The organism is Streptomyces sp. NPDC004647, from assembly GCF_040609575.1.
In the GTDB taxonomy this organism is placed as follows: domain Bacteria; phylum Actinomycetota; class Actinomycetes; order Streptomycetales; family Streptomycetaceae; genus Streptomyces.
This window is the reverse complement of record NZ_JBEXKU010000060.1, coordinates 22929-48108: the sequence shown is the minus strand read 5'-3', so window position 1 is coordinate 48108 and position 25180 is coordinate 22929. Positions and strand designations below refer to the sequence as shown.

The 25180-nt window shown below is 69.9% G+C and carries 17 protein-coding genes; 9 read left to right on the top strand and 8 right to left on the bottom strand.

Going from position 1 to position 25180, the window contains the following annotated elements; all coding sequences use genetic code 11:
- The first annotated feature begins 76 nt into the window (after positions 1-76).
- A complete protein-coding gene (locus ABZW18_RS24420) occupies positions 77-1819 on the top strand; it encodes a D-aminoacylase (RefSeq protein ID WP_356190951.1) in 1743 nt (580 codons plus the stop codon).
- Positions 1820-1851: 32 nt separating this feature from the next.
- Here ABZW18_RS24420 and ABZW18_RS24415 read toward each other — a convergent pair whose 3' ends face one another.
- Positions 1852-3387, bottom strand: coding sequence for a CehA/McbA family metallohydrolase (locus ABZW18_RS24415; RefSeq protein WP_356190949.1), 1536 nt, complete (start codon positions 3385-3387; stop codon positions 1852-1854).
- Positions 3388-3583: 196 nt separating this feature from the next.
- Between ABZW18_RS24415 and ABZW18_RS24410 the strand changes: the two genes are divergently transcribed.
- The 3 genes from ABZW18_RS24410 to ABZW18_RS24400 all read left to right on the top strand — a co-directional run bounded on the left by ABZW18_RS24410 (position 3584) and on the right by ABZW18_RS24400 (position 8564).
- Entirely contained in the window at positions 3584-4453 is an 870-nt protein-coding gene (locus ABZW18_RS24410) for an LLM class F420-dependent oxidoreductase (RefSeq protein WP_356190940.1), read from the top strand.
- Between the two features lie 187 nt (positions 4454-4640).
- Positions 4641-7235, top strand: coding sequence for a bifunctional FO biosynthesis protein CofGH (locus tag ABZW18_RS24405; protein ID WP_356190938.1), 2595 nt, complete (start codon positions 4641-4643; stop codon positions 7233-7235).
- Positions 7236-7448: 213 nt separating this feature from the next.
- Complete coding sequence (locus ABZW18_RS24400) at positions 7449-8564, top strand: ADP-ribosylglycohydrolase family protein (protein ID WP_356190935.1); 1116 nt, start codon at positions 7449-7451, stop codon at positions 8562-8564.
- 96 nt (positions 8565-8660) lie between these two features.
- On the opposite strand, the gene ABZW18_RS24395 is transcribed toward ABZW18_RS24400, so the two are convergent.
- A complete protein-coding gene (locus ABZW18_RS24395) occupies positions 8661-9443 on the bottom strand; it encodes an SDR family oxidoreductase (protein ID WP_356190933.1) in 783 nt (260 codons plus the stop codon).
- A gap of 162 nt (positions 9444-9605) precedes the next feature.
- On the opposite strand from ABZW18_RS24395, the gene ABZW18_RS24390 reads away from it, so the two are divergent.
- A complete protein-coding gene (locus ABZW18_RS24390; protein ID WP_356190930.1) occupies positions 9606-10445 on the top strand; it encodes a hypothetical protein in 840 nt (279 codons plus the stop codon).
- Positions 10446-10842: 397 nt separating this feature from the next.
- Here ABZW18_RS24390 and ABZW18_RS24385 read toward each other — a convergent pair whose 3' ends face one another.
- The 3 genes from ABZW18_RS24385 to ABZW18_RS24375 all read right to left on the bottom strand — a co-directional run bounded on the left by ABZW18_RS24385 (position 10843) and on the right by ABZW18_RS24375 (position 13134).
- Positions 10843-11052, bottom strand: a complete 210-nt coding sequence (locus ABZW18_RS24385) for a DUF397 domain-containing protein (RefSeq protein WP_356190927.1) — start codon at positions 11050-11052, stop codon at positions 10843-10845.
- 168 nt (positions 11053-11220) lie between these two features.
- Complete coding sequence (locus ABZW18_RS24380) at positions 11221-12078, bottom strand: helix-turn-helix transcriptional regulator (protein ID WP_356190924.1); 858 nt, start codon at positions 12076-12078, stop codon at positions 11221-11223.
- A gap of 330 nt (positions 12079-12408) precedes the next feature.
- Positions 12409-13134, bottom strand: coding sequence for a GPP34 family phosphoprotein (locus ABZW18_RS24375; protein WP_356190922.1), 726 nt, complete (start codon positions 13132-13134; stop codon positions 12409-12411).
- A 276-nt stretch (positions 13135-13410) separates the two neighbouring features.
- On the opposite strand from ABZW18_RS24375, the gene ABZW18_RS24370 reads away from it, so the two are divergent.
- The 3 genes from ABZW18_RS24370 to ABZW18_RS24360 all read left to right on the top strand — a co-directional run bounded on the left by ABZW18_RS24370 (position 13411) and on the right by ABZW18_RS24360 (position 19625).
- Positions 13411-16605, top strand: coding sequence for a D-alanyl-D-alanine carboxypeptidase (locus ABZW18_RS24370; RefSeq protein WP_356190920.1), 3195 nt, complete (start codon positions 13411-13413; stop codon positions 16603-16605).
- A gap of 279 nt (positions 16606-16884) precedes the next feature.
- On the top strand, positions 16885-17580 hold the full coding sequence (locus tag ABZW18_RS24365; protein WP_356190918.1) for a L,D-transpeptidase: 696 nt from the start codon (positions 16885-16887) through the stop codon (positions 17578-17580).
- A gap of 395 nt (positions 17581-17975) precedes the next feature.
- A complete protein-coding gene (locus tag ABZW18_RS24360; protein ID WP_356190946.1) occupies positions 17976-19625 on the top strand; it encodes an MFS transporter in 1650 nt (549 codons plus the stop codon).
- A 34-nt stretch (positions 19626-19659) separates the two neighbouring features.
- Here ABZW18_RS24360 and ABZW18_RS24355 read toward each other — a convergent pair whose 3' ends face one another.
- From ABZW18_RS24355 to ABZW18_RS24345, 3 genes are all read right to left on the bottom strand, one after another.
- Positions 19660-20505 (bottom strand): hypothetical protein, encoded by an 846-nt coding sequence (locus tag ABZW18_RS24355; RefSeq protein ID WP_356190916.1) that lies wholly within the window; start codon positions 20503-20505, stop codon positions 19660-19662.
- 89 nt (positions 20506-20594) lie between these two features.
- On the bottom strand, positions 20595-20996 hold the full coding sequence (locus ABZW18_RS24350; RefSeq protein ID WP_356190913.1) for a peptidase inhibitor family I36 protein: 402 nt from the start codon (positions 20994-20996) through the stop codon (positions 20595-20597).
- Positions 20997-21246: 250 nt separating this feature from the next.
- Positions 21247-22851, bottom strand: a complete 1605-nt coding sequence (locus tag ABZW18_RS24345; RefSeq protein ID WP_356190911.1) for a helix-turn-helix domain-containing protein — start codon at positions 22849-22851, stop codon at positions 21247-21249.
- A 611-nt stretch (positions 22852-23462) separates the two neighbouring features.
- Here ABZW18_RS24345 and ABZW18_RS24340 point away from each other — a divergent pair.
- Positions 23463-24896 carry a glycosyltransferase family 39 protein gene (locus ABZW18_RS24340; RefSeq protein WP_356190909.1) on the top strand — a complete coding sequence of 478 codons (1434 nt, stop codon included), beginning with the start codon at positions 23463-23465 and terminating at the stop codon, positions 24894-24896.
- Positions 24897-25180: the final 284 nt, after the last annotated feature.

Sequence of the window (25180 nt, the reverse complement as noted above, 5' to 3'; positions counted from 1 at the left end):
GGGTCCCGGCCGGAGGCAGTTCCGCGGCGCCTCCGGCCGGGACCACCGCATCCGTACGCGAGAAAGGACACCAGCCATGCTCGACCACCTCGTCCGGGGAGCGACCGTCGTGGACGGCACGGGCGCTCCCTCGTACGCCGCCGACGTCGGCATCCGCGGCCGCAGGATCGCGCTCGTCGCGCAGCCGGGAAGTGTCACGGAGGAGGCGCGCAGCAGCGAGGACGCGACCGGGCTCGTGCTCGCCCCCGGCTTCGTCGACCCGCACACGCACTACGACGCGCAGCTCTTCTGGGACCCCTACGCCACTCCGTCCATGAACCACGGCGTGACCACTGTCGCCGGCGGCAACTGCGGCTTCACGCTGGCGCCGCTCCATCCGGACCGCCCCGAGGACGCCGACTACACACGCCGGATGATGAGCAAGGTCGAGGGCATGTCCCTGGTGGCCCTCGAAGAGGGCGCGCCCTGGAACTGGTCGGGCTTCGGCGAATACCTCGACGGGCTGGAGGGGCGGATCGCCGTCAACGCCGGGTTCATGGTGGGCCACTGCGCGCTGCGCCGCCATGTGATGGGGCCGGATGCGGTCGGCGGGCAGCCCACCGGGGCGCAGTTGGACGCGATGCTGCGGCTCCTCCACGACGCCATGGACGCGGGCGCGTGGGGGCTGTCGACCACGCAGTCCGCCACCCACTCGGACGGCGACGGCAAACCCGTCGCATCGCGGCACGCCGGGCCCGCGGAGCTGCTCGCGCTCTCCCGCGCCGTCGCCGAGCACGAGGGCACCCAGCTGGAAGCCATCGTCGCGGGCTGTCTCGACCAGTTCACGGACGAGGAGATCGACCTCCTCGTGGAGATGTCGGCCGCCGCCGGACGGCCCCTCAACTGGAACGTGCTGACGATCGACTCAGCCGTGCCCGAGCGGGTGCCGCGCCAGCTGCTCGCCTCCGAACGGGCCCGCAAGGCGGGCGGCAGGATCGTCGCGCTGACCATGCCGATCCTCACGCCCATGAACATGTCGCTCGGAAGCTTCTGCGCGCTCAATCTCATCCCCGGGTGGGGAGACGTGCTGGGGCTGCCCGTGCCGGAGCGGATCGCCGCCCTGCGCGACCCGGCCGTACGGGCCCGGATGCTGAGCCGTGCGGAGAGCAAGGAGGCCGGGGTCTTCCGGAGGCTCGCGGACTTCGGCCGGTACGTCATCGGGGACACGTACTCGGACGCGAACGCCGGACTCAGCGGGCGGGTCGTCAGAGATATCGCCGCCGAGCGGGGCCAGGCACCCTTCGAGGCCCTGGTGGAGATCTGCGCCGCCGACGATCTGCGTACGGTGCTGTGGCCGATGCCCACCGACAACGACCCCGCCAGCTGGGAGCTGCGGCGGCAGACCTGGGAGCACGAGGACGTGATGCTGGGCGGCTCGGACGCGGGCGCGCATTTGGACCGGATGTGCGGTGCGCCGTACACCACCCGCTTCATCGGGGACTGTCTGCGCGGGCGGCGGCTGGTCGGACTGGAGCGGGCTGTGAAGATGCTGACCGACGACCCCGCACAGCTCTTCGGGCTACGGGAGCGCGGCCGTATCGCGGAAGGCCTGTACGCGGATCTGGTGCTCTTCGACCCGGAGCGGATCGACGCCGGGCCCGCGCGGCTCGTGCACGACCTGCCGGGGGACAGCCCGCGGTTGGACTCGCGCGCGGTCGGCATCGTGAGCGTACGGGTGAACGGTGTGGAGACCGTCCGGGACGACTTGGTGACCGGCGCGGTTCCGGGCCGCGTACTGCGCTCGGGGCGGGACACCCGGACCGTGAGCACGACGGGCTGAACGCGCCACCACGCCTAACCGCGCCACCATGCCTAACTCCGGCCCAGAAAGATCGGGTTCGTCAGAGCGGCCATCGCGCCCGGCAGACCGGAGGCGCCACCATCCGCCGGAGGGTGCCGCACCTCGGCCCGGACGTAGCACGCGTAGGAGGCTGTCGTACGCCACTCGACCGTGCCGGAGCCGGAGGCCGGGAGCGGGGTGGCGTACAACTGCCCCTGGTCTGTAACGAAGCGGACCGAGCAGCCCGGGGCGCCGGAGACCTCCAGACGGGCCGTCACCTCGTCCTCGGGGGCCACCTGGAGCCGGCCCCCGATGCCCGCGTGCCGGCCCTGCCCGCCCGTGGCGCGGAACGTCAGATCGATCCTCGAGGACCCGGCGATCCAGCTGCGCCCCGCGCGGATCCCCTCCAGGATCGCCTGCCGCGACAGGTCGTCGGCGAGGACGACGGTCTGCGGAAGGCCGACGACCTGTGGCTCACGGTGGGCGTCGCTGTTGCCCATGGCAGGCAGCCAGCGGCCGCTGCCGCCGCTGTCGCCATGCCCGCGGACGGCCGCCACCAGGGTGTTGTCCCACTCGGCGATCGTCACCTCGTCGTCCGGGGTGAAGGGGCCGTTCCAGACCTCGACCGCGTCGGCGTCGCCGAAGCCGAACTTCCAGTTGCAGCCGACGCAGGTGGCGTGCGGATGCGCCGGGACGACCAGTCCGCCCGCCTGGCGGATCTTCCGGGAGAAGCGGCCGAAGGCGTTGTCCCGGGCCCGGTAGCGCCAGTCGATGAAGGTGCCCGGATCGGTGCCGAGCGCCACCACGTGGCCGTTGCGGGTGGTGACCTCCTCGCCGGTGAGAACGAGCAGATCCTCACCCCACAGGCCCTGCCACGCGCCGTGCCCGGACGTGGTGTTGTGCTCGGTGGTGGTGATGAAGTCGAGCCCCGCCGCGCGGGCCGCCGCGGCGACCTCGGCCGGCGTACGCTGTCCGTCGGAGTGGACGGTGTGCAGATGGCAGTCGCCCCGGTACCAGGCCCGGCCGCGGCCCTTGGCCCGCTGCGGCGGATACACCGGCTCCGGGGTCGTGCCCGGGTCGCCGTACCGCAGGGTGATCGTCACGTCGTAGTTCAGCCCCTGCGGAGCGACCGTGTACGGACCGAGGACGACATGCCAGGTGCCGGACCTGACCGGGCCGGCGAGATAGCCCGGAGTCGCCTTCTCCGCACTGATCGCGAACTCCGTACGGAACCCACCCGACCAGCCCCGGAAGCCGCGACCGCCCAGATCCGTGCCGCGCTCGTCGAAGATCCCGATGTCGCACGCGTTCCCCTGGGTGCCCGCCGGCACCGACGGCTTGTCGTACCGGTAGGAGACGGTGATCTCCCGGACACCGCGCGGCACTTCGACGGGGAGGTAGACGAAATCCGGTGATCCGGTCGGCAGATGACCGGTGACCGTTCTCGTCTCCTCGTCCCCGCCGCCGTCCCGCTTCTCGGCTGCACCGGCGAAGGTCACGGTACCGAGCGTAAGCGCCCCTGCCGCACCCGCAACCGCCGAGAGCTTGAGTACATCGCGTCGTTGCATCCGGTCGTCCCCCCGCGTCGGAAGTGCCACGTGACACCGTTGTACGCGTCCGTGACGCGCAGGAGAAGGCCTGTGGATAACTCCATGGCGGTGGGAGAACATACGGGTAGCCACCCCGTCACCCCGTACCCCGTCACTTCTCCTGGACCCCCCACCCGGGGGCACCCCCCAGCCCGACACGGAGGCGCAGTACCCGATGAGGATTGCGACCACGATCTTTCTGACCGACGAGACGATCACCCCGGTACGGCTCGCGCAGGAGCTGGAGCAGCGCGGATTCGCCGGGCTCTATCTCCCCGAGCACACCCACATCCCCGTCAGCCGGGAGAGCCCCTACCCCGCCGGCGGCCCGCTGCCGCCCGAGTACGGCCGCACCCTCGACCCCTTCATCGCCCTCGGCCAGGCCGCCGCCGTCACCGAACGGCTGACCCTCGGCACCGGCATCACCCTGATCGCCCAGCGGGACCCGATCGACCTCGCCAAGCAGGCCGCCACCCTCGACTTCCTCTCCGGCGGCCGCTTCACCCTCGGTATCGGCTTCGGCTGGAACGTGGAGGAGGCTGCCGACCACGGCGTGAACTGGCGGAGCAGGCGCGAGCTGGCTCGCGACCGGATGGCCCTGATGCGGGCGCTGTGGGCGGAGGAGCCGACGGCGTACGACGGCGAGTTCAGCTCCGTACGGGCCAGTTGCGCGTACCCCAAGCCGGTGCAGCAGCCCAGGGAGCGCAAGGGCGCGCCGCCGCTCACCGGCCCCCGCGTCCTCATCGGCGGGGGCGCCGGGCCCAAGCTCTTCGCGCACATCGCGGAGTACGCGGACGGCTGGCTGCCGATCGGCGGGCGCGGCCTCACGGAGTCCGTCCCGGCACTGCGCGCGGTCTGGCAGGAGGCCGGACGGGGCCCGGAGGGGCCGCAGGTCGTCCCGTACTCCGTCATTCCGTCGCCCGGGAAGCTCGCCCACTTCGGCGCCTTGGATGAAGGGGGCATCGAGGAGGTCGTACTGCAGCTCCCGCCCGCGGACGAGACGGAGGTCCTGCGGACACTGGACACCTACGCTCAATACCTGTGACCGTCAACTCCGGGCAGCTGTGACCGCGATGCCGGGTACGTGTGACCGTCCCCGCCCGGGCTCTCCCCCGGCGCCGTCCGGTCGCCGGGCATATTCCCGGGGCGGTGCCCGACGGCCGTGATCAGGCGCACACATACGCGGCACCGCCGCAGCCGACACTGTCGGAGGGCGCTCGTATGCTCGGGGGATGACGACGAGCGCACAGGGGCCCGAAGAGTCCGCACCGACGGCCAACGCCATGCGGCGGGCACTGCGCCGCGCTCGTGACGGGGTGGCGCTGGACACCGCCGAGGCCGCCGTGCTGCTCCAGGCGCGCGGGGACGACCTGACGGATCTGATGGCGTCCGCCGCGCGGGTGCGTGACGCCGGGCTGGAGGCCGCGGGCCGTCCCGGCGTGATCACATACTCGCGCAGCGTCTTCATCCCGCTCACCAGGCTCTGCCGCGACAAGTGCCACTACTGCACCTTCGCCACGGTGCCCGGCAAGCTCCGCCGCGCGGGTCACGGGATGTTCATGGCCCCGGACGAGGTCCTGGACATCGCCCGCCGCGGCGCTGAAATGGGCTGCAAAGAAGCCCTGTTCACCCTGGGGGACCGCCCCGAGGACCGCTGGCCCGAAGCCCGTGAGTGGCTGGAAGCCGAGGGCTACGACGACACCATCGCGTATGTACGTGCGATGGCGATCCGCGTCCTCGAGGAGACCGGGCTGCTGCCGCACCTCAATCCCGGCGTGATGTCCTGGACGGACTTCCAGCGGCTGAGGCCCGTCGCCCCCTCGATGGGAATGATGCTGGAGACCACGGCCGAGCGTCTGTGGAGCGAGCCCGGTGGCCCGCACTACGGCTCACCGGACAAGGAACCGGCCGTCCGGCTGCGGGTCCTGGAGGATGCGGGCCGCTCCAATGTCCCCTTCACCAGCGGTCTTCTGATCGGGATCGGCGAGACTCACGGGGAGCGGGCCGAGTCGCTGTTCGCGCTGCGCCGCGTCGCTCGCGCGTACCACGGCATCCAGGAGGTCATCCTGCAGAACTTCCGCGCCAAGCCGGACACGGCGATGCGCGGCATGCCCGATACGGAGCTGGAAGAGCTGGCCGCCACCGTCGCCGTCGCCCGCCACATCCTCGGCCCCTCCGGCTGTATCCAGGCACCGCCGAATCTGGTCGACGAGGAGTACGCGATGCTCATCGGCGCCGGAATCGACGACTGGGGCGGCGTTTCCCCGATCACCCCGGACCATGTCAACCCCGAGCGCCCCTGGCCGCAGATCGAGGAACTCACCGAGCGCTCCGCCGCCGCCGGTTTCCGGCTGCGGGAGCGTCTGTCCGTCTACCCGGAGTACGTCCAGCGCGGCGAGTCCTGGCTGGACCCGCGCCTGCTGCCGCACGTCACAGCGCTGGCGGATCCGGAGACCGGGCTGGCGCAGGAAGGCGTGCGGCCGTCCGGGCTGCCCTGGCAGGAGCCCGACGAGGGCTTCGTGTCCACGGGCCGTACGGATCTGCACCGCACCATCGACACCGAGGGCCGGACCACCGACCGGCGGGACGACTTCGACGATGTGTACGGCGACTGGGACGCGCTGCGCGAAGCGGCCGCGCCCGGCATGGTCCCCTCCCGTATCGACGGCGACGTCCGGTCGGCGCTGGCGACCGCGGCCGATGACCCGACCCGGCTGACCGACACCGAAGCCCTCGCGCTCCTGCACGCCGACGGGTCGGCGCTGGACGCGCTGTGCCGGATCGCGGACGACGTACGCCGCGCGGCGGTCGGCGACGAGGTGACGTACATCGTCACCCGGAACATCAATTTCACCAACGTCTGCTACACCGGCTGCCGCTTCTGCGCCTTCGCCCAGCGCCGCACGGACGCCGACGCGTACACCCTCTCCCTGTCGCAGGTCGCCGACCGCGCCGAGCAGGCCTGGGACGTGGGCGCCGTCGAGGTGTGCATGCAGGGCGGCATCCACCCCGATCTGCCCGGCTCGGTGTACTTCGACATCGCGCGCGCCGTGAAGGAGCGCGTCCCGGGCATGCATGTGCACGCCTTCTCCCCGATGGAGGTCGCCAATGGCGCGACCCGCACCGGCATGTCCATCCGCGAGTGGCTGAGCGCCGCGAAGGAAGCGGGGCTGGACACCATTCCCGGCACCGCGGCCGAGATCCTGGACGACGAGGTCCGCTGGATCCTCACCAAGGGCAAGCTGCCGACCGCTATGTGGGTCGAGGTCGTCAAGACCGCTCACTCGCTGGGGATCCGCTCCTCGTCGACGATGATGTACGGCCATGTGGACCAGCCCCGCCACTGGCTCGGCCACCTGCGTCTGCTCGCCGAGATCCAGCAGGAGACCGGGGGCTTCACCGAGTTCGTGACCCTCCCCTTCGTTCACACCAACGCGCCCGTCTATCTGGCCGGGATCGCCCGCCCCGGCCCGACGTCCCGCGACAACCGGGCCGTCACCGCCATGGCCCGGCTCCTGCTCCACCCCCATATCCCCAATATCCAGACCAGCTGGGTGAAACTGGGCGCCGAGGGCGCTGCGGAGATGCTCCGCTCCGGCGCCAACGATCTCGGCGGCACGCTGATGGAGGAGACCATCTCGCGTATGGCGGGTTCGGGTTACGGCTCCTACCGCTCCATCCAGGACCTGACGGCCATCGCCGACGCAGCGGGCCGCCCCTCCCGCCCTCGAACGACCACCTACGGAGAGGTGGCCGTGGAACGCCGGGAGGCCGCCATCGCCTCCGACGGCCACCTCCCGGAACTGCTTCCCGTACTCAGCGACTGAGCCCCATTCCGCGCGCCCGGACAGTTGGGTACCTTCTCGGCATCCGGGCAGTCGACCGCTGAGTCCCGGTGATCAATCGATCAAAAACCGACCTGGCGGGAGACTGTTCACATTCCGTTCCTGGTTCGGAGCTGACCGTTCCCGGTCGATTACAGTGCTGCGCCGGGACGACTGTCAGCACGGGGCCGGGGCCGGGATCGGGAGGGAAACGCAGTGAGCGCAGCAGGCAGAGCCATCTGGGGCCGCGCCGAGCAGCAGGACTTCCGCAGCCGGGTCCGCGGCTGCCTCCTCGGCGGCGCGATCGGCGATGCCCTGGGTGCCGGCATCGAATTCGACTCGCTCGAGAAGATCCGCAAGGAGTACGGCCAGGAAGGTGTCACCGACTACGTACCCGCCTACGGGAGGCGCGGCGCGGTCACCGACGACACCCAGATGACCCTCTTCACCGTCGACGGGCTCATACGGGCCCAGGTCCGCCGGGACACCGGCGCCTGGCACCCGCCCACCGACATCCACCGGGCCTATCGGCGCTGGGCCTCCACCCAGAGCGACTGGGGACCGGACGAGCGCCGCGAGGAAGACGGCTGGCTCGCCCGCCAGGAGTGGCTCTACGCCCGTCGCGAGCCCGGCCGGGCCTGCCTCACCGGTCTCGGCGACGACGTCATGGGAACCCTCGACAAGCCCAAGAACCCCGACTCCAAGGGCTGCGGCGCCGTCATGCGCTCGGCGCCCTTCGGGCTGCTCGTGGGGTGGGAACCGCAGCTGGTCTTCCAGCTTGCCGTCGAGTGCGCCGCCCAGACCCACGGCCACCCCACCGGCTTCCTCGCCGCCGGCGCGTTCGCCGTCGTCGTGCACGGCCTCGCCCGGGGCGACGACCTCGACAGCGCCGTCCAGCACGCCCTCCGCGCCCTCACCTCCCGCCCCGGCCACGAGCCGGTCACCGACGCCCTGAGACACGCCCTGGGCGCCGTACGCCAGGGCCTGCCGACACCGGACCGGGTGGAGTCCCTCGGCGAGGGCTGGACCGGGGAGGAGGCGCTGGCGATCGCGGTCTACTGCGCACTGGTCGCCGAGGACGTACGCCACGGCCTGCTCCTCGCGGTGAACCACAGCGGCGACTCCGACTCCACCGGCGCCATCTGCGGCAACCTGCTGGGGGCCATGCACGGCGAAACGGCCCTCCCGCCCGGCTGGCTGGCCGAGCTGGAAGGCCGCTCCACGATCCTGGAACTCGCCGACGACTTCGCCATGGAGATGACCCAGGGCCCGGCCCTCCACGGTCCGGTGGTCTCCTCCCCGGGCTGGATCGCCCGCTATCCCCGGGCCTGAACCCCGGCAGTGGCGCATGCGGGCCGGCAGGCACGCGGGCGTGGAGCGGCCGGCGGGAGTTGCGTCCCGGTGGATCTCGGTGTGTCCCGGTGTCTCTCAGCGCATCAGTTCGCCGGCGTTGACCAGCAGCGACTGGCCGGTGATCGCCCGCGCCCGGTCGGAGGCCAGAAAGACCGCGGCGTCCGCCACGTCCCCGTCCGTAGCCAGCTCCGGCAGCGCCATCCGCTCGCTCAGCCGTCCCAGCGCCTCGTCCGCGGTAACGCCCTCGCTGTGGGCCGCGAACTGCACATACGCCTGCACCGGCGGGCCCCACATCCAGCCGGGCTGCACGGTGTTGACGCGGATGCGGTGCGGGCCGAGTTCGCGGGCGAGCGAGTACATCGCGGAGACGAGCGCACCCTTCGACGCCGCGTACGCCGCCTGCCGCACCTGAGTCGGGGCGGCGACCGAGGACTGCGTACCGATGACGACGACCGATCCGCCGCGCTCCTTGAGGGCGGGCAGGCAGGCGCGCGTCATCCGCAGCGTCCCCAGCAGATTCACGTCCAGGACCTTCGCCCAGGAGGCGAAGTCGGCGTCCTCCAGACCGCCGAAGTACGAGTCGAGCGCGGCGACATGGACGACGGCGTCGATCCGCCCGAACCGTGCGAGAGCGAGTGCGGCCAGCGCCTCGCACTGCGCCTCGTCGCCGATGTCGGTCGCCTGCCAGGCGGAGTGCCCTCCCTCGGGATCCAGTTCGGCGGCGGACTTGGCGAGGTTCGCCTCGGTCCGGGCGCCGAGCACGACGCCGGCACCGTCGCGCAGTGCGGCGGCCGCCACCTGATGGCCGAGCCCCGCTCCGACTCCGGACACGATCACGGTCTTGCCCCGCAGCAGCATGAGCTCCTCCCGGTGGCGACGAATCGTCGTGCCTGACGCCTCGTCAGATTACTCGCCGGTGGTGCGGGATGGCCAGAGCCGCGTACGGGTCCTCGGCGCCGTCGCCGTTTCGGGGCCCCGGCCCCTCTCCCCATCTGACTACACGTCAGCTACACCTGTGTCATGACAGAAGAGACGCGCAGCGAGGTCTACGCGGAGCTGGCCGCCGTCGGCCCGTACGGAGTGCACCCGGGCCACGCCCTGATCACGATGGTCGAGCCCCACCCGGGCCATGAGTTCGCCTACAACCGTTGGTACGAGGACGACCACTTCATCGCCGGCGCGATGGCGATGCCCTGGATGTACGCGGGCCGCCGCTGGGTCGCCACGCGTGAGCTCCAGCTGCTCCGCTACCCCGAGAGCTCCGCCGTCGCCCAGCCCGTCACGGCGGGCTGCTACATCTCGGTCTACTGGATCACTGACGGCCGCTACGACGACCACATGAAGTGGACCGTCGGCATCAACAGGCGACTGGGCCGGGACAGTCGCGTCCACCAGGAACGGACGCATGTCTTCACGGCCTTCCAGGACCACGAGGTGACCGTCTACCGCGACGGCGCCGCGGGCCCGCGCGACTTCCACGCCCTCGACCATCCCTACGCCGGCCTGGTCGTCGAGGTCATCGACGCGGAGAGCCCGGGGCAGCGTACGGAACTGCTGGAGTGGCTGCGCGCGAAGCATCTGCCGAAGCGGCTGAAGGGCTCTCCTGCTGCGATGGTCACGGTCTTCCGGCCGACACCGCTGCCGGTGGACCGGATGTCCTACGTCAAGCAGGTGGAGGGTGTGGGCACCCGGCTGACCCTGCTGTGGTTTCTGCAGGAGGGTCCGCGCGAGTGCTTCGCGGAGCGCTTCAAGGGCCTGGACGAGGAGGTCGCTGGATCCGGCCTCGGGCGGGTCGAGTTGGTGGCTCCCTTCATCCCGACCGTGCCCGGCACCGACCGCTACGTCGATCAGCTCCGCTGATCCGACTCGGCCTGCCCCGCGCCTGGCCGGATCCGACGTGACGCCACGTGGCGCCCCACCCGACGCCACCCTCCCACCCGACGCCACCCTCCCACCCTCCCGCGCTCCCACCGCTCCCGCGCTCCCACCGCTCCCGCGCTCCCGCGCTCCCACCGCTCCCGCGCTCCCACCGCTCCCGCGCTCCCACCGCTCCCGCGCTCCCACCGCTCCCGCGCTCCCACCGCTCCCGCGCTCCCGCGCTCCCACCCTCCCGCGCTCCCCATCCGGGCCGCCCGGCCCCGGACAGCACCGAGCCCCCTCGGCCGGGACGGCGGGCCAGTCGAGAGGGCTTTGGGCGCGGTGCTGAGATGTGCGGTTGTGCGGTTCTGCGTGTGCGTCGTGTGGATCCGCGGATCGGTCAGCCGAGGTCGTACGTCCCTCGCTGCACCTCCGCAACGAAGGTGGTCCACGACTCGGGCAGGAACGCCAGTGAGGGGCCTTCGGGGTCCTTCGAGTCCCGCACCGCCACCGTGCTCGGGGCGGGGGACTTGACTTCCACGCATGCACCGTTCCCCGCGGAGTACGAGGACTTCATCCAGTTTCCGGTAACGCCTTGCTGAATTGCCATGTCTGCTCCGGTCTTGCTTGCAGGTTGGGGGGATTCGCCAACGCTCTTGATGGCGTGATCGACGCTACTCGCCAACTCCCCTGCCCGAAGCAGTCGTTCACTCGTCCGGATGACATGTTCTGCAGAGGGCTTACGCCGTGCAGGGACGAGGTTGTACCGTGCCGCCTCCTATCCGCGTGCGTACTCCTTGGCGACGTCGGAGATGAACTGTCGTGTCTGGTCGACGTTCAGCGCCTGAGCCCGCAGATGCTCGTACATCACGCTGTAGCTCTGCACGTCGTTCGCCTTCTCGAGATACAGATCGCTGGTCACGCCCTCGAGGTAGACCACGCTCGAGTCGGACGCGTCCGGGAACTCGAGAATCGTGTACTGCCCGGTGACGCCCGGGTGCGCGCCCATGGCGTACGGCATGACCTGGACGGTGACGTGCGGAAGCTGCGAGAGCTCCACCACGTGCTCGAGCTGTTCGCGCATGATCTGGGGCCCGCCGACCACCCGGCGGAGTGTGGACTCGTCGAGGACGGCCCACAGCCGTAGCGGATTCTCGGCGCCGATCCGCTCCTGGCGCCGCAGCCGGACCTCCACCCGCTTGTCGATGTCGGCCGATGAAGCCTCCGGCAGCGCGCCGGCGATGACGGATTCCGCGTACGTACGGGTCTGCAGAAGGCCGGGCATCACCTGCGGCTCGTACACCCGCAGCGACGCCGCGTCCGTCTCGAGACCGATGTAGACGCTGTACGGGATGTCGCCGAAGGCGTGCCACCAGCCCTGCTGGCGGGAATCCTTGGCCATCTGCATCAGCGAGTCGACGATCCGGTGATCCTCCACCTCGTAGACCCCGCACAGATCGCGGACATCGCGCTGGCTGATGCTGCGGCGGCCGTTCTCCAGCCTGCTGATCTTCGATTGAGAGACGAGCAGCCTCTCCGCCACCTCCTCGGCCGTCATGCCTTTGAGCTCTCGGAGCCGGCGCAGCTCCTGGCCCAACCGGCGTCGTCTGACCGTGGGATTGACGTTGGACGCCACGGGGTCTGCACCTCCGACTTGTACCGCTGTATGTCCAGCAGACTGCCACTCTTGGCCGCGGCGGCGCTGGGAAATGGCAACAGAGGGTTCCTGTCCGAGCACATGAGGCTACGCGGAGATCCGTGAACGCGCCGACGTCCGTGGACGCACGGAGGTCCGTGAACGCACGCGCGGGGTGGCGGTCCGGCCGACGTCCGGGCGGCCGGACCGCCACCCCGCGCGCTTACAGCGGCTCCCGAACCGGTCAGGGGTACTGCGGTGCGCTGGTGAAGCGGTTTGGTGGGTGGTGCGGTGGGGTGGGTCGAAAGTGGGTTGTTCCGTCTCCTGTGCTCAGTGGGCCACGGCGCGGACCATGCCGCCGTGCCGGGACGGGCCCGGGAGGCCCGCGGGCTCTGCCGCGGCTCCACGGACCGGTGTACGCCGTGTTTGCACCGCGACGCCGTTCTGCACGTCCATCACGGCGTGCGCGACGAGTCCGCCCATCGGGTCGTGCCTGATCAGGTCCCGGAGCCGGGAGCGGGAGGACCGCCCCTCGTTCCCCGGGTACAGGTGCTTGCCGAGTCCGACCGCATGGGCCAGCGCGGCGAGCGCAGCGGTCCGCGGGTCCGGCGGTACGCCGGTCCGGATCGCGTTGTCCAGCCGGGTTCGGATCTCCCGGCTGATCGCCGTCTCCGTCGCCTGGTAGCGAGTCGTCGGCAGCACTCCGCACATCTGGCCGGCCACGGCGTGCACCATGCCGCACCGTTCCAGGTGTGTGAGGTACGTCTGGCGCAGCCCCAGGCGGGGCCCGCCGATCCAGTGGACAGCGCGGACCGGGCTGCCACGACGGCGCAGCAGCTCGAGCGCGGAGTCCAGTGTCGGATCTCCTGTCGGCCGTGGCAGCACCACGGCGATACGATCCCCGTCAGGGGCTATCCGTCCTGCCAGAGCCAGCTCCACTAGCTGGGCCCCGGCCAGGCCGAGGTCGAGCGACTGCGGCTGCGCCGTGGTACCCGTGGTCGGGTCCAAGGCGAGAAGCAGAAGCTCCTCCGGAATTGTTCTGCGGCTCTTGCCCATCCATGCCTCCCCGCGTGGATGAATGACAGGGTGACCCCTCTCACACTTATCTGTCGAGAGCGCCTGGGTGCTTCGTGCGGGAACCGATAGGTATGTCGTTCTCGTCCAGCAGGTCGGCGGGGCCCGACGGGGGTGCGGGAGCGGGCATGAGCGGGCATGGGCAGCGTGGCGGCGAGTGGCACTTGCCGTCGGGCTGGAAACTGGTAGAGCGGATGGGCAGCGGGCGTGACGCCGGACAGGCGGCAACGGGCCGCGCTACGTATGGAGGAGGCATCGGTGGCGGGCGAGTCCCCCGGCAAATCGGAGCAGCGGAAGTCGTCGGGGGAGACGACTCGTGGCGAACGTGATCCGCGGCTAGCGGTCTTCCGGGAATCCCCCGGCGAAGCGGTGCCCCCGTCCGGCGAGGGTGCGGCGTCGTCCTCCGGCAGGGGTGCGACGAACGGTTCGTCGCATCCGGATGCTGCCGCAACAGCCCGCGAGACACCGGCCGTCGACACCGACGCAGCCGACGCCAACGACGAGCCTGACGAGCCTGACGGGTCTGACGGGTCTGACGAGCCTGACGGGCCGACAGCGGAGGAGCCTGGCGCGTCCGACGGCGCGCGGCTGGAGAACGCGAAGCCTGCGGACGAACCCGCAGACGAACCCGCAGACGAACCCGCAGGCGTATCCGCGGACGAACCTGCGGGCGAGGAGCAGGACCAGCAGGACCAGCAGGACCAGCCGGACAAGGGCGACGCACGTTTGCGTGCGGCTGTAGCGGCATGGGTGGCCGGCGGGGACGCGGACGACGCTGCGTCCCCGACGTCGGACAGCACCACCGCCGCGGACGCCGACACTGCCGAGAGCGATTCGACCGCCGACCGGTCCGACAAGCCCGCCACAGACCTGCCGAAGCGGCGGACGGGGGGCGCGGCCACGAAGTCCGGGGAGTCGCGCAAGGCGGGCGAGGAGCCTGCTGAGGACGCCGAGTCGGGCGCGGCCGAGGACAGCGAGTCCGGGGACGCGGAGGACGCGAAGAAGCCGGCTGCGGAGGCTGAGGCGGCACGCGCCGAGGCGGACGAGGAGTCGCGGAAAGAGCCGGTCTCCTCCGGTGTGGAGGAAGCCGGGGACCGGGGGACGGTGAAGTCCGGGGCGTCGCGCGGCAGGGCGGCCGAGGAGCCCGCTGGGGACGTCGAGCCGGGCGCCGCCGACAGCGCGTCCGGGGACGCGGAGGACGCGAAAGACGCGAAGAAGCCAGCCGCGGAGGCCAAGGCTGCCCGCACCGCGGCCGACAAGGAGCCGTCGGCCTCGACCGGGCCGGACGACTCGGACGAGGACGAGGAGTCGCGGAAAGAGCCGGTCTCCTCCGGTGTGGAGGAAGCCGGGGACCGGGGGACGGTGAAGTCCGGGGCGTCGCGCGGCAGAGCGGCCGAGGAGCCCGCTGGGGACGCCGAGCGGGGCGTGGCCGAGGACGGCGCGCCCGAGGACGCGGGGGACGTAAAGAAGCCGCTGGAACGGCCGGCTGAGCCCGCCAAGGCCGCCGCCCGCCCAGCGACCGACGAGGAGCCGTCAGCCGAGACCGGGCCGGAGACTTCCGACGCGAAGCCCGCGACGGAGGATTCCGCCGCGAAGCCCGTGCAGGAAAGCTCCGCCGCCAAGTCCGCGCCCGGCGGCTCCGACGCGAAGTCCGCGCCGGACCTGGTGACCGCGGCGTTCGGGACGCTGCCGCGCAAGGCGGACGAGAAGAAGCCCGCCGCCGACGTGTCGGCGACCGATGCAGAGGCGAAGCCCGAAGACGGCGCGAAGAAGGCTGTGGATCAGCCGACCACGATGTTCAAGGCCGTACGGCCCACCGAGCGCGAGGGCACGGACGAGGAGCCGCCCGCCGATCGCTCGGAGAAGGCCGTCGACCAGCAGACGACCGCGTTCAAAGCCGTACGGCCCGCGGACCGGAAACCCGAGTCCGATGCCGAGCGGACGAGCCGGTTCGTGCCGCTGAAGTCCGACGACCAGGCGCCGCCCCGCAAGCCGCAGCCCGCGGAAGGGAAGTCGGGCGCGGCCGAGGCCGCCGAGGCGAAGGCGCCGATGCCGCCGGCCGCACCCCCGGCACCCGCCGCCCCTCCGCGGCCCACCAGTGCGCCGCCCCTCCCCGAGTCCGAGCGGACCAAGAAGCAGCCGCTGCCGCCCGAGCCGAACGAAAGCCCGTCCGGCCCGCTCGATCTGCTCGCGCAGTTGACGAACACCCCGCCCCCGCCCGAGACCCCCCTGCGGACGGTCGTCCGGCGGGTCAAGATCTGGACGCCACTCGCGGTGCTCCTCGCCATCGTGTTCGCGACCGCACAGGCGCTGCGTCCGCTGCCCGAGCCGACGCTCGATCTGACCGCGAGTGAGAGCTACGCCTTCGACGGCGCGAAGCCGTCGATGCCGTGGCCCGCGAAGGGGCAGGCGGCAGTGGGCGTGGACGGCCTCGGCAACTTCGGTACGTCCGGTGAGCAGACGCCTGTTCCGATCGCGAGCGTGGCCAAGACGATGACGGCGTACCTGATCCTCAAGGAGCACCCGCTCAAGAAGGGTGGCCAGGGTTCCAAGATCCCGGTCGACAAGAAGGCCGAGGACGATGCGGCCCTCGGCGCCCAGAACGAGTCGGTGGTCGAGACCAAAGAGGGCGAGAAGCTCACCGAGTACGAGGCCCTCAACGCCATCATGATCGCATCAGCGAACAACGTTGCGCGGCTGGTGGCGCGTTGGGACGCGGGCTCCGAGGAGGCGTTCGTCAAGAAGATGAACGCGACCGCCAAGGAGCTGGGGATGAAGAACACCACCTACACCGACCCCAGCGGCCTTCAGTCCACGACGGTCAGCACCGCCGAGGACCAGGTCAAGCTGGGGCGCAAGGTGATGCAGATCCCGGTGTTCCGGGAGATCGTCGCCAAGCCCTCCTACGTGGACCGCAACGGCAAGAAGCAGGACAACTGGAACCGGCTCGTGCCCTTCCACGGCATCGGCATCAAGCCCGGCACCAGCACGGCGGCGCTGGGCAATCTGCTCTTCGCATCCGAGAAGAGGATCGGCGGCACCACGCAGCTGGTCATCGGTGCCGTGCTGCGGCAGCCGCCGGCCGCCTCCGACAACTCGATTCTGACGGGCGCCGTCGACGCGAGTAAGGCATTGATCACTGCCGCGGGGGACTCCTTGACATCCCGCAAGGTCGTCAAGAAGGGCGATGTCGTCGGACGGGTCGACGACGGTCTCGGTGGTACGACCCCGGTGGTCGCGACCAAGGACGTCTCGGCGGTCGGCTGGACGGGGCTGACCGTGGACATCGCCCTCACCGACAGCGGTAAGACGGTGCCGCACGCGGCGAAGGCGGGCACGGAGGTCGGCACGATGACCGTGGGCGACGGCCTCGGCCAGGTGAAGGTGCCGATCGCGCTCCAGAAGGACCTGACGGAGCCGGACTTCGGCAGCAAGCTGGCCCGCATCCTGTGATCGCCGACGATGGCCGCGTCACGTGGTCACCACACCTGATCCCCGTCACGTGATCATGCCTGATCCCGTCACCTGATCCCGTCACCTGATCACGTGGCCCGGTCCGGGCGACGGGGCGCCCGATCACCGCGGAGCCGTCACAGAGCCCCGGGCGCAGGAGCACCATCCCTGCGCCCGGGGCTCTGTGACGTTCTCGGGACATGTGTTCCTACAACCTCCTCGCCCCGCCGCCTGTCCTATACGGCAGGACTCACGTGGGGAGAAGAGCGAATGAGAGCAATGAGATCTGTGCGCCGCCGGGTGGGAGCGGCGCTCGGAGTCGTCGGGATGGTCGTACCGCTGACGGTCGCCCTGGGCAGCGCGCCCGCGCAGGCCGCGTCGTGCTCGACGCAGACGGGGCCGTACCAGAAGCAGGTCGAGAAGTTCCTCGGCCGGACGGTGGACGGCAGGCAGTCGTCCGGGGACTGCACGGCCATACGCGCCTTCCAGACGAAGCACGGCATAAGCCCGAACATCGGCTATGCCGGGCCCGTCACCTGGGGGGTGATGAAGCTGATGAATCAGCAGAAGGCCGCGGGCAGCAACCCGAACAAGGCCGGGAGGTGCCCCACCAACAAGGGGCGTATCGCCTGCGTCGACCTGACCCGTCAGCTGAGCTGGATACAGGACGGCAGGACGCTGAAGTACGGCCCGGTGCCGGTGCGTACGGGACGCAACGGCCACGAGACCCGGACCGGTGCGAAGAAGATCTACCACCGGAACATCAACCACTGGTCCACGCTCTACAACGTCCCCATGCCGTACAGCCAGTTCTTCGACGGCGGGCAGGCGTTCCACTCCATCAGCGGCAGCGTCTGGTCGCCGCCGGGGTCGCACGGCTGCGTGAACATGCGCAAGGGCGACGCCAAGAAGTACTGGAGCCTGCTGAAGAACGGCGACGACACCTTCGTCTACGGCCGCAAGCCCGGGACCTGACGTATCTCCTCCGGGGCGGCCCGCAGGCGCGGGGCGAACGCGGCGGCCGGCCCCGCTGTGTGTCCCCCACCGAGTCGGGAGCTGCCCTCCCGAAGAGCGCCGAGCCGGGCCGGGCCGAGGCGTGAGGCCCGTGCTAGCGTCGCGAACCCGACTCGTGTACGGCCCTCGGGTCGGCCGGCAGGGGAACGTACCGAGGCGGGTCGGCGCGAACTCAGGCAGGGCGCCGGGGAAGACGGGGAGAAGCCGTAGTGACCACCGTGGACCCGACGCGCGCCGAAGACCGGAGCACCGGTGGCGGCACGCGCATCCCGCTGCCCGGCCAGCGACGCACTCGGAAAGGCGACGCGCCCCCGGCGCACAGCCGTCCGCGATGGCGCCGCTTCCTGAGCCACCCGGTGACGATCACGACCGCCGTCGCCACCGCGGGCCACATCACCTGGCTGCTGGTGTTCGCGAACAGCGGCGGCGACCTCGCGGCTCAGGACGCCTGGGCGGAGTTCGTCGGCCGTCACCCCGACTCCGCGTACAACCTCGCCTGGTACGGCGGCATGCACCCTGTCTCGTACAGCGTGATCTCCCCGTATCTGATGTCGACCCTCGGCGTCCGTACGACGATGATGATCGCCGGGACGCTCTCCGCGGTCCTGCTCGCACTGATCTTCGTGCGCGTCCGTGCGGTCCGGTCTCCACTGCCGCCGGCGCTCGTCGGCGTCTTCGCCTTCCTCTCCAACGCTGTGTCGGGTCGGGTGACCTTCGCCCTCGGCATGATGTTCGGGCTCGCGGCCGTGGCGGTGGTCTTCTGCTGGCCGCACCGCTGGCGCGGGAAGCGGCGGACGAAGGCCGTGGTGGCCGCGCTGCTCGCGGGTCTCGCGACGGCGGGCAGTCCGGTGGCGGGGCTCTTCGTGGGCGTGGTCGCAGCCGCACTGTTCCTCAGCAGACGCAGGCCTGCGGCATACGCGCTGGGCGTCGCGCCGGTCGGCGTCGTGGCCCTGTCCGCCTGGCTCTTCCCCTTCTCCGGTACGCAGCCGATATCGATCTGGACGGCCTCGCTGCCGACTGTCTACGCCGTGCTCGTGTTCCTCCTGGTCCCCGATGGGTGGAAGACCGTCCGGATCGCCGCAGCCGTCTACGGTTTCGGAACCGTGCTGACCTGGCTGATCGATTCGCAGATCGGCAGCAACGTCACCCGTTTTGCACTGGTCTTCGCCGGTCCCGTGCTGCTGGCCACCCTGCCCTACGTCCGGCGCCACTCCCGACAGTGGATCTCGATCGTCGTGGCGCTGGTCGGGTTCGTGTGCTGGGGGTCCGTGAAGGCGGCCATCGATGTAGTGCACACCGCCTCTGCCGCGTCCTGGGCGCGTGAGCTCGCGCCGCTGCTGGACCAGTTGGAGCGGATGGACGCGGAGAAGGGCCGCGTCGAGGTGGTCCCGGCACGCAGCCATCGCGAAGCCTCGGCGCTCGCGCCGTACGTCAACCTTGCCCGGGGCTGGAACCGGCAGGCGGATCTCGAACGCAACCCGCTCTTCTACGACGGCACCCTCGACTCAACGAACTATCGAAAGTGGCTGCGCCGCTGGGCGGTCCACTACGTGGTGCTGCCGGCGGTCGATCCGGATGAGTCGGGGATGCGGGAGGCCGAGCTGGTGCAGAAGGGCCAGCCGTATCTGCGGAAGGTGTGGCACGACGCTCACTGGAAGCTCTATCAGGTCAGGAAGCCGGCGCCGCTGGCCGACCCGCCGGCGACCGTGGACCGCACGGGCGCGGGTGAGCTGACCATCCATGTGAAGACCGCGGGGACAGTGCTGATCCGCGTCGCGTACTCGCCGTGGCTGGGCCTGGTGGACAGCGACGGCCGGATCATCAAGCCGCCGGAGACGGACGAGAACGGGAAGGGCTTCGTCAACAAGGACGGCTGCCTGGTGAAGGCGGAGCAGGATGAGGCGGGCGACGAGTGGACGCGGTTGCTCGCGCCGAAGCCGGGGTTGTACCGCCTGGCGGCGCCGTACGAGTTCCCGCGAGGTACGCCCTGTCCGGACTCGGGCTGACGGCCGCTTAGGGGCACGCTTCGCCCCGGTGTCTTCATCGGTGCTCGAGGATCCGGCGTGCCGCTTCTAGACGGAGTTGCTTCCTTGCCTTCAAGGCACGGAATTCGTCCGCGTGAGAGCGAATGGTTTCCTTCTGGATCGCTGATTCCGCACCGTTCCACGTGGCCACGAGATCGGTCTCCCGTTTGCACCGCACATCTTCCTCGGCGACATCGATTTCTCGTGAGCTCGGCCGCGGTGATTGCTCCCACTGTGGATCGCCGATGGCTTCGAGGGGATCGGTGTAGCTGAAGCCCTCCTTTTTCATGCAGGTGCTCCAGGCGCGGAAAACTTTCACAACTTCGGCATCGCGCTGGGACTTGTCGAAGTTCTGTCCTATGCGTTGATTGAACAGTTCGTGGTCGGACTTCCGGACGTTCTGCAGCAGGCGCTCGTGTGCTTTCTCCCAGCACCCGCCCACGCCGTTCTTGCCGTAGGCAGCGCGCTGTTCCGAGCGCTGCAGTCCCGCGATGCGTTCGTCCCAATCCGCTTTGCGCTGCAGGATTTCAGGGGATTCGGGCGGTGCATGGTAGCCGAATTCAGCGGCAATCCTCGGCTCAATGACTCCGTAACGGCGACGGTTGGGGTAGTCCGGGTTTCCACCGCGTGGCCTGGGCAGGAGCTGCCAGTCCATTCCCTTGTCCCGCATACAGTCACGCAGCAGGATGTCCTCGGCGGACTCGATGGTGTGAATGTCTGCCGTGGACACTTCGTACGCGTCGAACGGCAGAGCCAGGCTCCGGGCCTCCTCCTTGGTGATGGCCGGAACGGCCGGAGCCTCCTGCTGCGGCCGCTCCACCGGAGCCGTGGAGCAACCGGTTGCCACCAGGATGAGAGACATGGCGGCAACCCTGGGACGGAAAGACACAGCGGACCTCTCTGTTCGCCGCTAGTGGGGGCGCTCGACGTGCGCGAGCGCCCCCAGCCCCGCTAGCCGATCTTGATGTAGCTGACCTTGTTGTTCACGCTGGGGCGGCCGTTGTTCTCGCCGAGGTTCTTGTCCTGGCTCCTAGGCTCCGAGACGTAGGTCGCCCCGCCGCCATTGGCCTTCTCGGCCAGCTTGACGTAGTGGGACGTGTGGTTCTTCACCGAGCTCATCTGGTCGTTGAGGCTGCTCGACGAACCGGGCCAGAGGTTGTTGGCAAGGTTCTTGTCCGACCGGGTGAAGGAGGCGCTCTTGCCGTTGAAGTTCAGTTTCTCGAAGACGTAAAAGGCGCCTGCCTGCGCGCCGACCTCTCCGGTGGTGGCGGCGCCTGCAGCGGGTGCCATGCCCATCACGCCTGCGGCGCCCAGAGTGACAACGCTGAGAGCCACCGCGAATTTGCGCTTCATGTGGATTGTCCTCCCGTTTTGTTACGGGCCGTCAGTGAAGACCCATGTTCCCGAGCTTGTTGAGCCGGGTGCATCCAGCCGCTGAAGGCGCGTTCTCCGAAGCTCAAGTGGTCTATCGAGCTTCGGCACCTTCGGGCATGTCCATGACTCTAGATGTGGCGAAGTGGAGTGGCCAGGAACAAGTTGCACAGCGAAGGCTCGCGCCGGTTGTCCGATGGACAGTGACCGGTCGTGTAGATCATGAAGTGGTTCAGATTGCGCCAAGTGTGCGCATGGCGAGCCACAATTCGTACTTCGCACTCGGCGGCTGAAGGAGCGAACAATTCAGCGTTTCCTCGGCCCTCAGCAGCCGCTTACGGGCGCCGGCAAGGGAGATACCGAGTGTGGTGGCCGTTGCAGAGAGCCTGGCGTCGGCGCGCAGCCAAGCCCGCACCGTTTCGACACCGGCCGGCAGGTCGGCACGATCGAGGGGGCGGAGCTGGGATCGTGCCCAGAGCTTCGCGGTGCCGGTGGCCAAGAGCCGATTGAGTGTTGAGGCGTGGTCGGCACTCCTCGGCAAGTTGAGAGGAACGGCCAGCTGCGTCATGCCGGATCCGGCCGGTGACCGATGTCTCTGCGCGATGTGCAGACGCAGTGCCAGCCAGGTAGCGGACTGGGAGTCGATCCGGGTGAGGTCCAGGCCGAGCAGGTCATTGAGAAGGTGCACGCGGGCGGTGAGGGTGTTGCGGTGGATCTTGAGCTGGCGCTTGGCCGCCGCACTGCCGAAAGTGAGCCATGCGTCGAGTGTGGTCAGCAGTTCCTCGGCGTCGGGATCGGACCGACGTGCCGGGGTGTAGGTATGGCAGTGCCGCAGTAACTCCTGGGCCCAGCGGTGCCCTTGGGAGCCCAGGAGGGGCGCGAGGACGGTACTACCATCGAAGCAGGCGTAGTTGGTAGGAGTGTTGCGCGCCACCCCCAGAGCATGGAGAGCCTGCTCTTGACCGGTTGATGTCTCGTGCAGCGTGACTTCACCGCTCACCCCGACCCGGCACTCGGGGAACTCCTCGGTGATCGATTCCGCGAGCAGGTCGGCGGACGCGTCGGGTCCGTGGTCCGGGCCGGCCGGTACGAGGACAACGAGGTGGTTGCGGCGGACGGGGCAGCGCACGGCCCACGCTCGGCCGTGTGTCGAACGGACGACCTGCTCCGCGATCTCGTTCCGTCGGTAGGGGGTGGGGCACTCCACCACGTGGACACGGGCGACCCCCGGCAATTGGGCGCCCAGCGTCGCGGCGACCTGTCGTGCGGCAGAGACATCGCCGGCCATGAGGAGGCGGTGGACGGCGTCGCGGCGCTGGTTTTCGGCGAACTTGATCCGGCTGTAGGTGCGTTCGGCCTTCTCGACGCGCCAACACAGATTGAGCGCACGCGAGGTGTCGTCGAGCAGAACGCCGTGCCGGCTTTCCGCAGGGCTGATGAGGACGAGGTAGGGAGCGTGGTCCCCGGCGTGCGGGGGCGCCCCGACCGTTGCGGCCGCGGTCGCCTCGCGGGCCTTGTGGGCCTTCCCGGCTGTGTCGAGTGAGACGACATGCATGATGTCGAAACCGTCGCCGTCGAGGACGGCGCAGCGTGCGCCACGCCGGTGCAGGTCGGCCACTGCGGTGGCGGCGGTGGCCAGGAGGGTGCCGGAGAGGCGACCGCCGCCGCGCGGTGGGTCCAGCACACCTCCGTCGGCACTCAGCAGCGCGACGGTTCCCGCTGCCCGGCGAGCGAGCCAGTCGAGGATGGCGCGGACCGCGTCGGGCCGGTTGGAGAGTTGCGAGAGCGTGAGTAAGTCGTCGGTTCGGTCTCCGCGTACAGCACCTGTGGATGTCATGGTCATCGCTCTCCTGACGTCCGGCGGGTCCAGCGTGTATCACGTAGCGCGGTCGGCGTCCGACGCATCCGGGGCCTGAGCTCTCGATGCGTGGCGGCCGGCAGCTGAATGATCGTGAATCTCATGATCAAGACCGTAGTGTTCGGAGTGCGTCATTTGCTACAAGTTTTCGAAGCGGCGCGTCGCGCCCGCAGCCGATTCCTCAGGCGTTCGCGATGCCTCCAACTCGACTGTGAAAACTGTCACTTGGCGGGTCGGGCGGGCGCTTCGGAAGAGCGACGCTCGGCTGGATTCTCCGCCGCGGGCGTGGCCGGGGCCTCCCGTTCCGTGGCCCTGCGAAGGCTCCCGGCCCAGAGGTTCACCCTTGCAAAGGGTCACTTACGTGGTGAGGGAGATCGGCGATGGCAGGCTTGCCCGGCGGCCGGTGCCGCTGTATTCAGCCCGCCGTCGAACGGTCGGACGATAGTGTGACAAGGCAGGAGGGGGTCGGCCATCGTGCGACGGCTGCTGGACTCCACGACATGAATCACTTGTCCCGTTCATGAACGGAGTCCGTCATCACACTCGCGGAGAAGGCTCACGCGACCCCTGCCTCCTTACCGTTCGCGCGAATGCCGCGGCTCATGGCCGTCCTGGCGCCTCTGACGGTGTCGCTCGTGCTGGGGCTCTGGGGGATACGCCGTGAGGGCAGCAGCTGGCGGGACGAGGCCGTGACGTACGAGATGGCGCACCGTAGTCTGCCCGACCTGTGGCGCACACTGGAGAACATCGACGCGGTGCACGGCCTGTACTACGTCCTCATGCACGCGCTCTTCGCCCTCTTCGACGGTGGCCTCGTCACCTTGCGGCTGCCTTCGGTGCTGGCGATGGCCGCGGCAGCCGCCGGGGTCGGGCTGCTCGGTCTCCGGCTCGCCGGGCCGCGGGCCGGGCTGCTGGCGGGGCTCGCCTTCCCCTTGGTGCCCGTGGTGCAGCGGTACGCGCAGGAGGGACGCTCGTACGCGCTGGTGTGCGCACTCGTCACCTGGGCCACCTGTCTGCTGGTGCGAGGCGCCTCCCGGCCGTGCAGGTGGCTGTGGGCTGGTTATGCCGCCCTGGTGCTGACCGCTTCTCTGCTACACGAGTTGGCGATACTGGTGCTCTTGGCGCACGGAACGACCCTGCTGCTCGCCGGTGTTCCGCGGGCGGCCGTACGAGGCTGGGGCGTGGCAGCCGGATGCGCGGTCGTCGGCTTGATCCCCCTCGCCGCCTTCAGCATGCGGCAGTCGGCGCAGGTCGACTGGATAGGTGGCCCCGACCCGATCGAGCTGCTGGGCTTCGTCGTGCTCGCTCTCCTGGGCATCGTGTCCGCTCGGACCCAGGTCTCGGCGAAGGGCCCGGTCACGCTGCGGATGCTCGCCCTGCCGCTGCTGATCGTCCCCACCGTCGCGCTCTTGCTGGTGTCGATCATCAAGCCGCTGTACGTGGACCGCTATGTCCTCTACTACGTCGTCGGCTTCGCGCTGCCCGCGGGAGCGGCGCTGGACCGGGCCTTGGGCCGGCTGCGTCTGCGCGACCGCAGCGGTCCGTCGCGTGCGCGACTGCTGCGACGGGCAGTGTCCCTGACGGCGACGGTGGTCGTGCTGCTGGGCGCGGGGGTCTTTCTGCGGAGTCCGCAGAGCCGTGTCGATGACGTCACAGCCGTCGCCCACACCGTGCGGGAGTCATCCGCGGCCGGTGACGGCCTGCTCTTCATGCCGTCCAGGCGGCGGGTGTGGACACTGGTCCATGCGTACGAGTTCCGCGGGCTGACCGACCTCGCCCTGGACCAGGACCCGGTCGCCTCCCACACCCTGTACGGCACGGAGATATCCGCCGACCGGATTCGCGCCCGCATGCTGGACTCCCGACGCATCGTCGCGGTCCACGACCCGACGGGGGAACCGTTCGACGAGACCGCCCGGGAGGCGGTGAAGCGGTCCACTCTGCGTGCCCACTTCGAGAAGTGCAGCACGCGAGAGGTCACAGGAGCGGAGATAACCGTGTACGCACGCCCCGGCCGCTGTTGATCTCAGGGCTTCACCCGGGGCGATGCGTCAGCCCTTCCGCCCCCTCACACATCAGGGCCCGTGGACCTCACGCGGTGCTCCGTCCCGGCCGCTGCGTCGCCCGTTCGGCGGCTGTCTTTGCCGCCGAACGGGCGTAGCGTCGAGCAGATTGGTCGGACATACCTGGATGCTTCTGGGCGAAGCGATGATTCCGGGAGGGCACAGGCATGCCGAAGTACCTCGTCAAGGCGGGCTGTGGCCGCGTTACGTCCGCGGCCGGTGTTGCCCGTGGCGACGCGGTCGTG

Coding starts and splice junctions, on each gene's coding strand:
- ABZW18_RS24340 (WP_356190909.1), top strand. CDS start 23,463: ATGCCGCGGCTCATGGCCGTCCTGGCGCCTCTGACGGTGTCGCTCGTG.
- ABZW18_RS24405 (WP_356190938.1), top strand. CDS start 4,641: ATGACGACGAGCGCACAGGGGCCCGAAGAGTCCGCACCGACGGCCAAC.
- ABZW18_RS24390 (WP_356190930.1), top strand. CDS start 9,606: ATGACAGAAGAGACGCGCAGCGAGGTCTACGCGGAGCTGGCCGCCGTC.
- ABZW18_RS24345 (WP_356190911.1), bottom strand. CDS start 22,851: ATGACATCCACAGGTGCTGTACGCGGAGACCGAACCGACGACTTACTC.
- ABZW18_RS24350 (WP_356190913.1), bottom strand. CDS start 20,996: ATGAAGCGCAAATTCGCGGTGGCTCTCAGCGTTGTCACTCTGGGCGCC.
- ABZW18_RS24415 (WP_356190949.1), bottom strand. CDS start 3,387: ATGCAACGACGCGATGTACTCAAGCTCTCGGCGGTTGCGGGTGCGGCA.
- ABZW18_RS24365 (WP_356190918.1), top strand. CDS start 16,885: ATGAGATCTGTGCGCCGCCGGGTGGGAGCGGCGCTCGGAGTCGTCGGG.
- ABZW18_RS24410 (WP_356190940.1), top strand. CDS start 3,584: ATGAGGATTGCGACCACGATCTTTCTGACCGACGAGACGATCACCCCG.
- ABZW18_RS24375 (WP_356190922.1), bottom strand. CDS start 13,134: ATGGGCAAGAGCCGCAGAACAATTCCGGAGGAGCTTCTGCTTCTCGCC.
- ABZW18_RS24395 (WP_356190933.1), bottom strand. CDS start 9,443: ATGCTGCTGCGGGGCAAGACCGTGATCGTGTCCGGAGTCGGAGCGGGG.
- ABZW18_RS24420 (WP_356190951.1), top strand. CDS start 77: ATGCTCGACCACCTCGTCCGGGGAGCGACCGTCGTGGACGGCACGGGC.
- ABZW18_RS24385 (WP_356190927.1), bottom strand. CDS start 11,052: ATGGCAATTCAGCAAGGCGTTACCGGAAACTGGATGAAGTCCTCGTAC.
- ABZW18_RS24355 (WP_356190916.1), bottom strand. CDS start 20,505: ATGTCTCTCATCCTGGTGGCAACCGGTTGCTCCACGGCTCCGGTGGAG.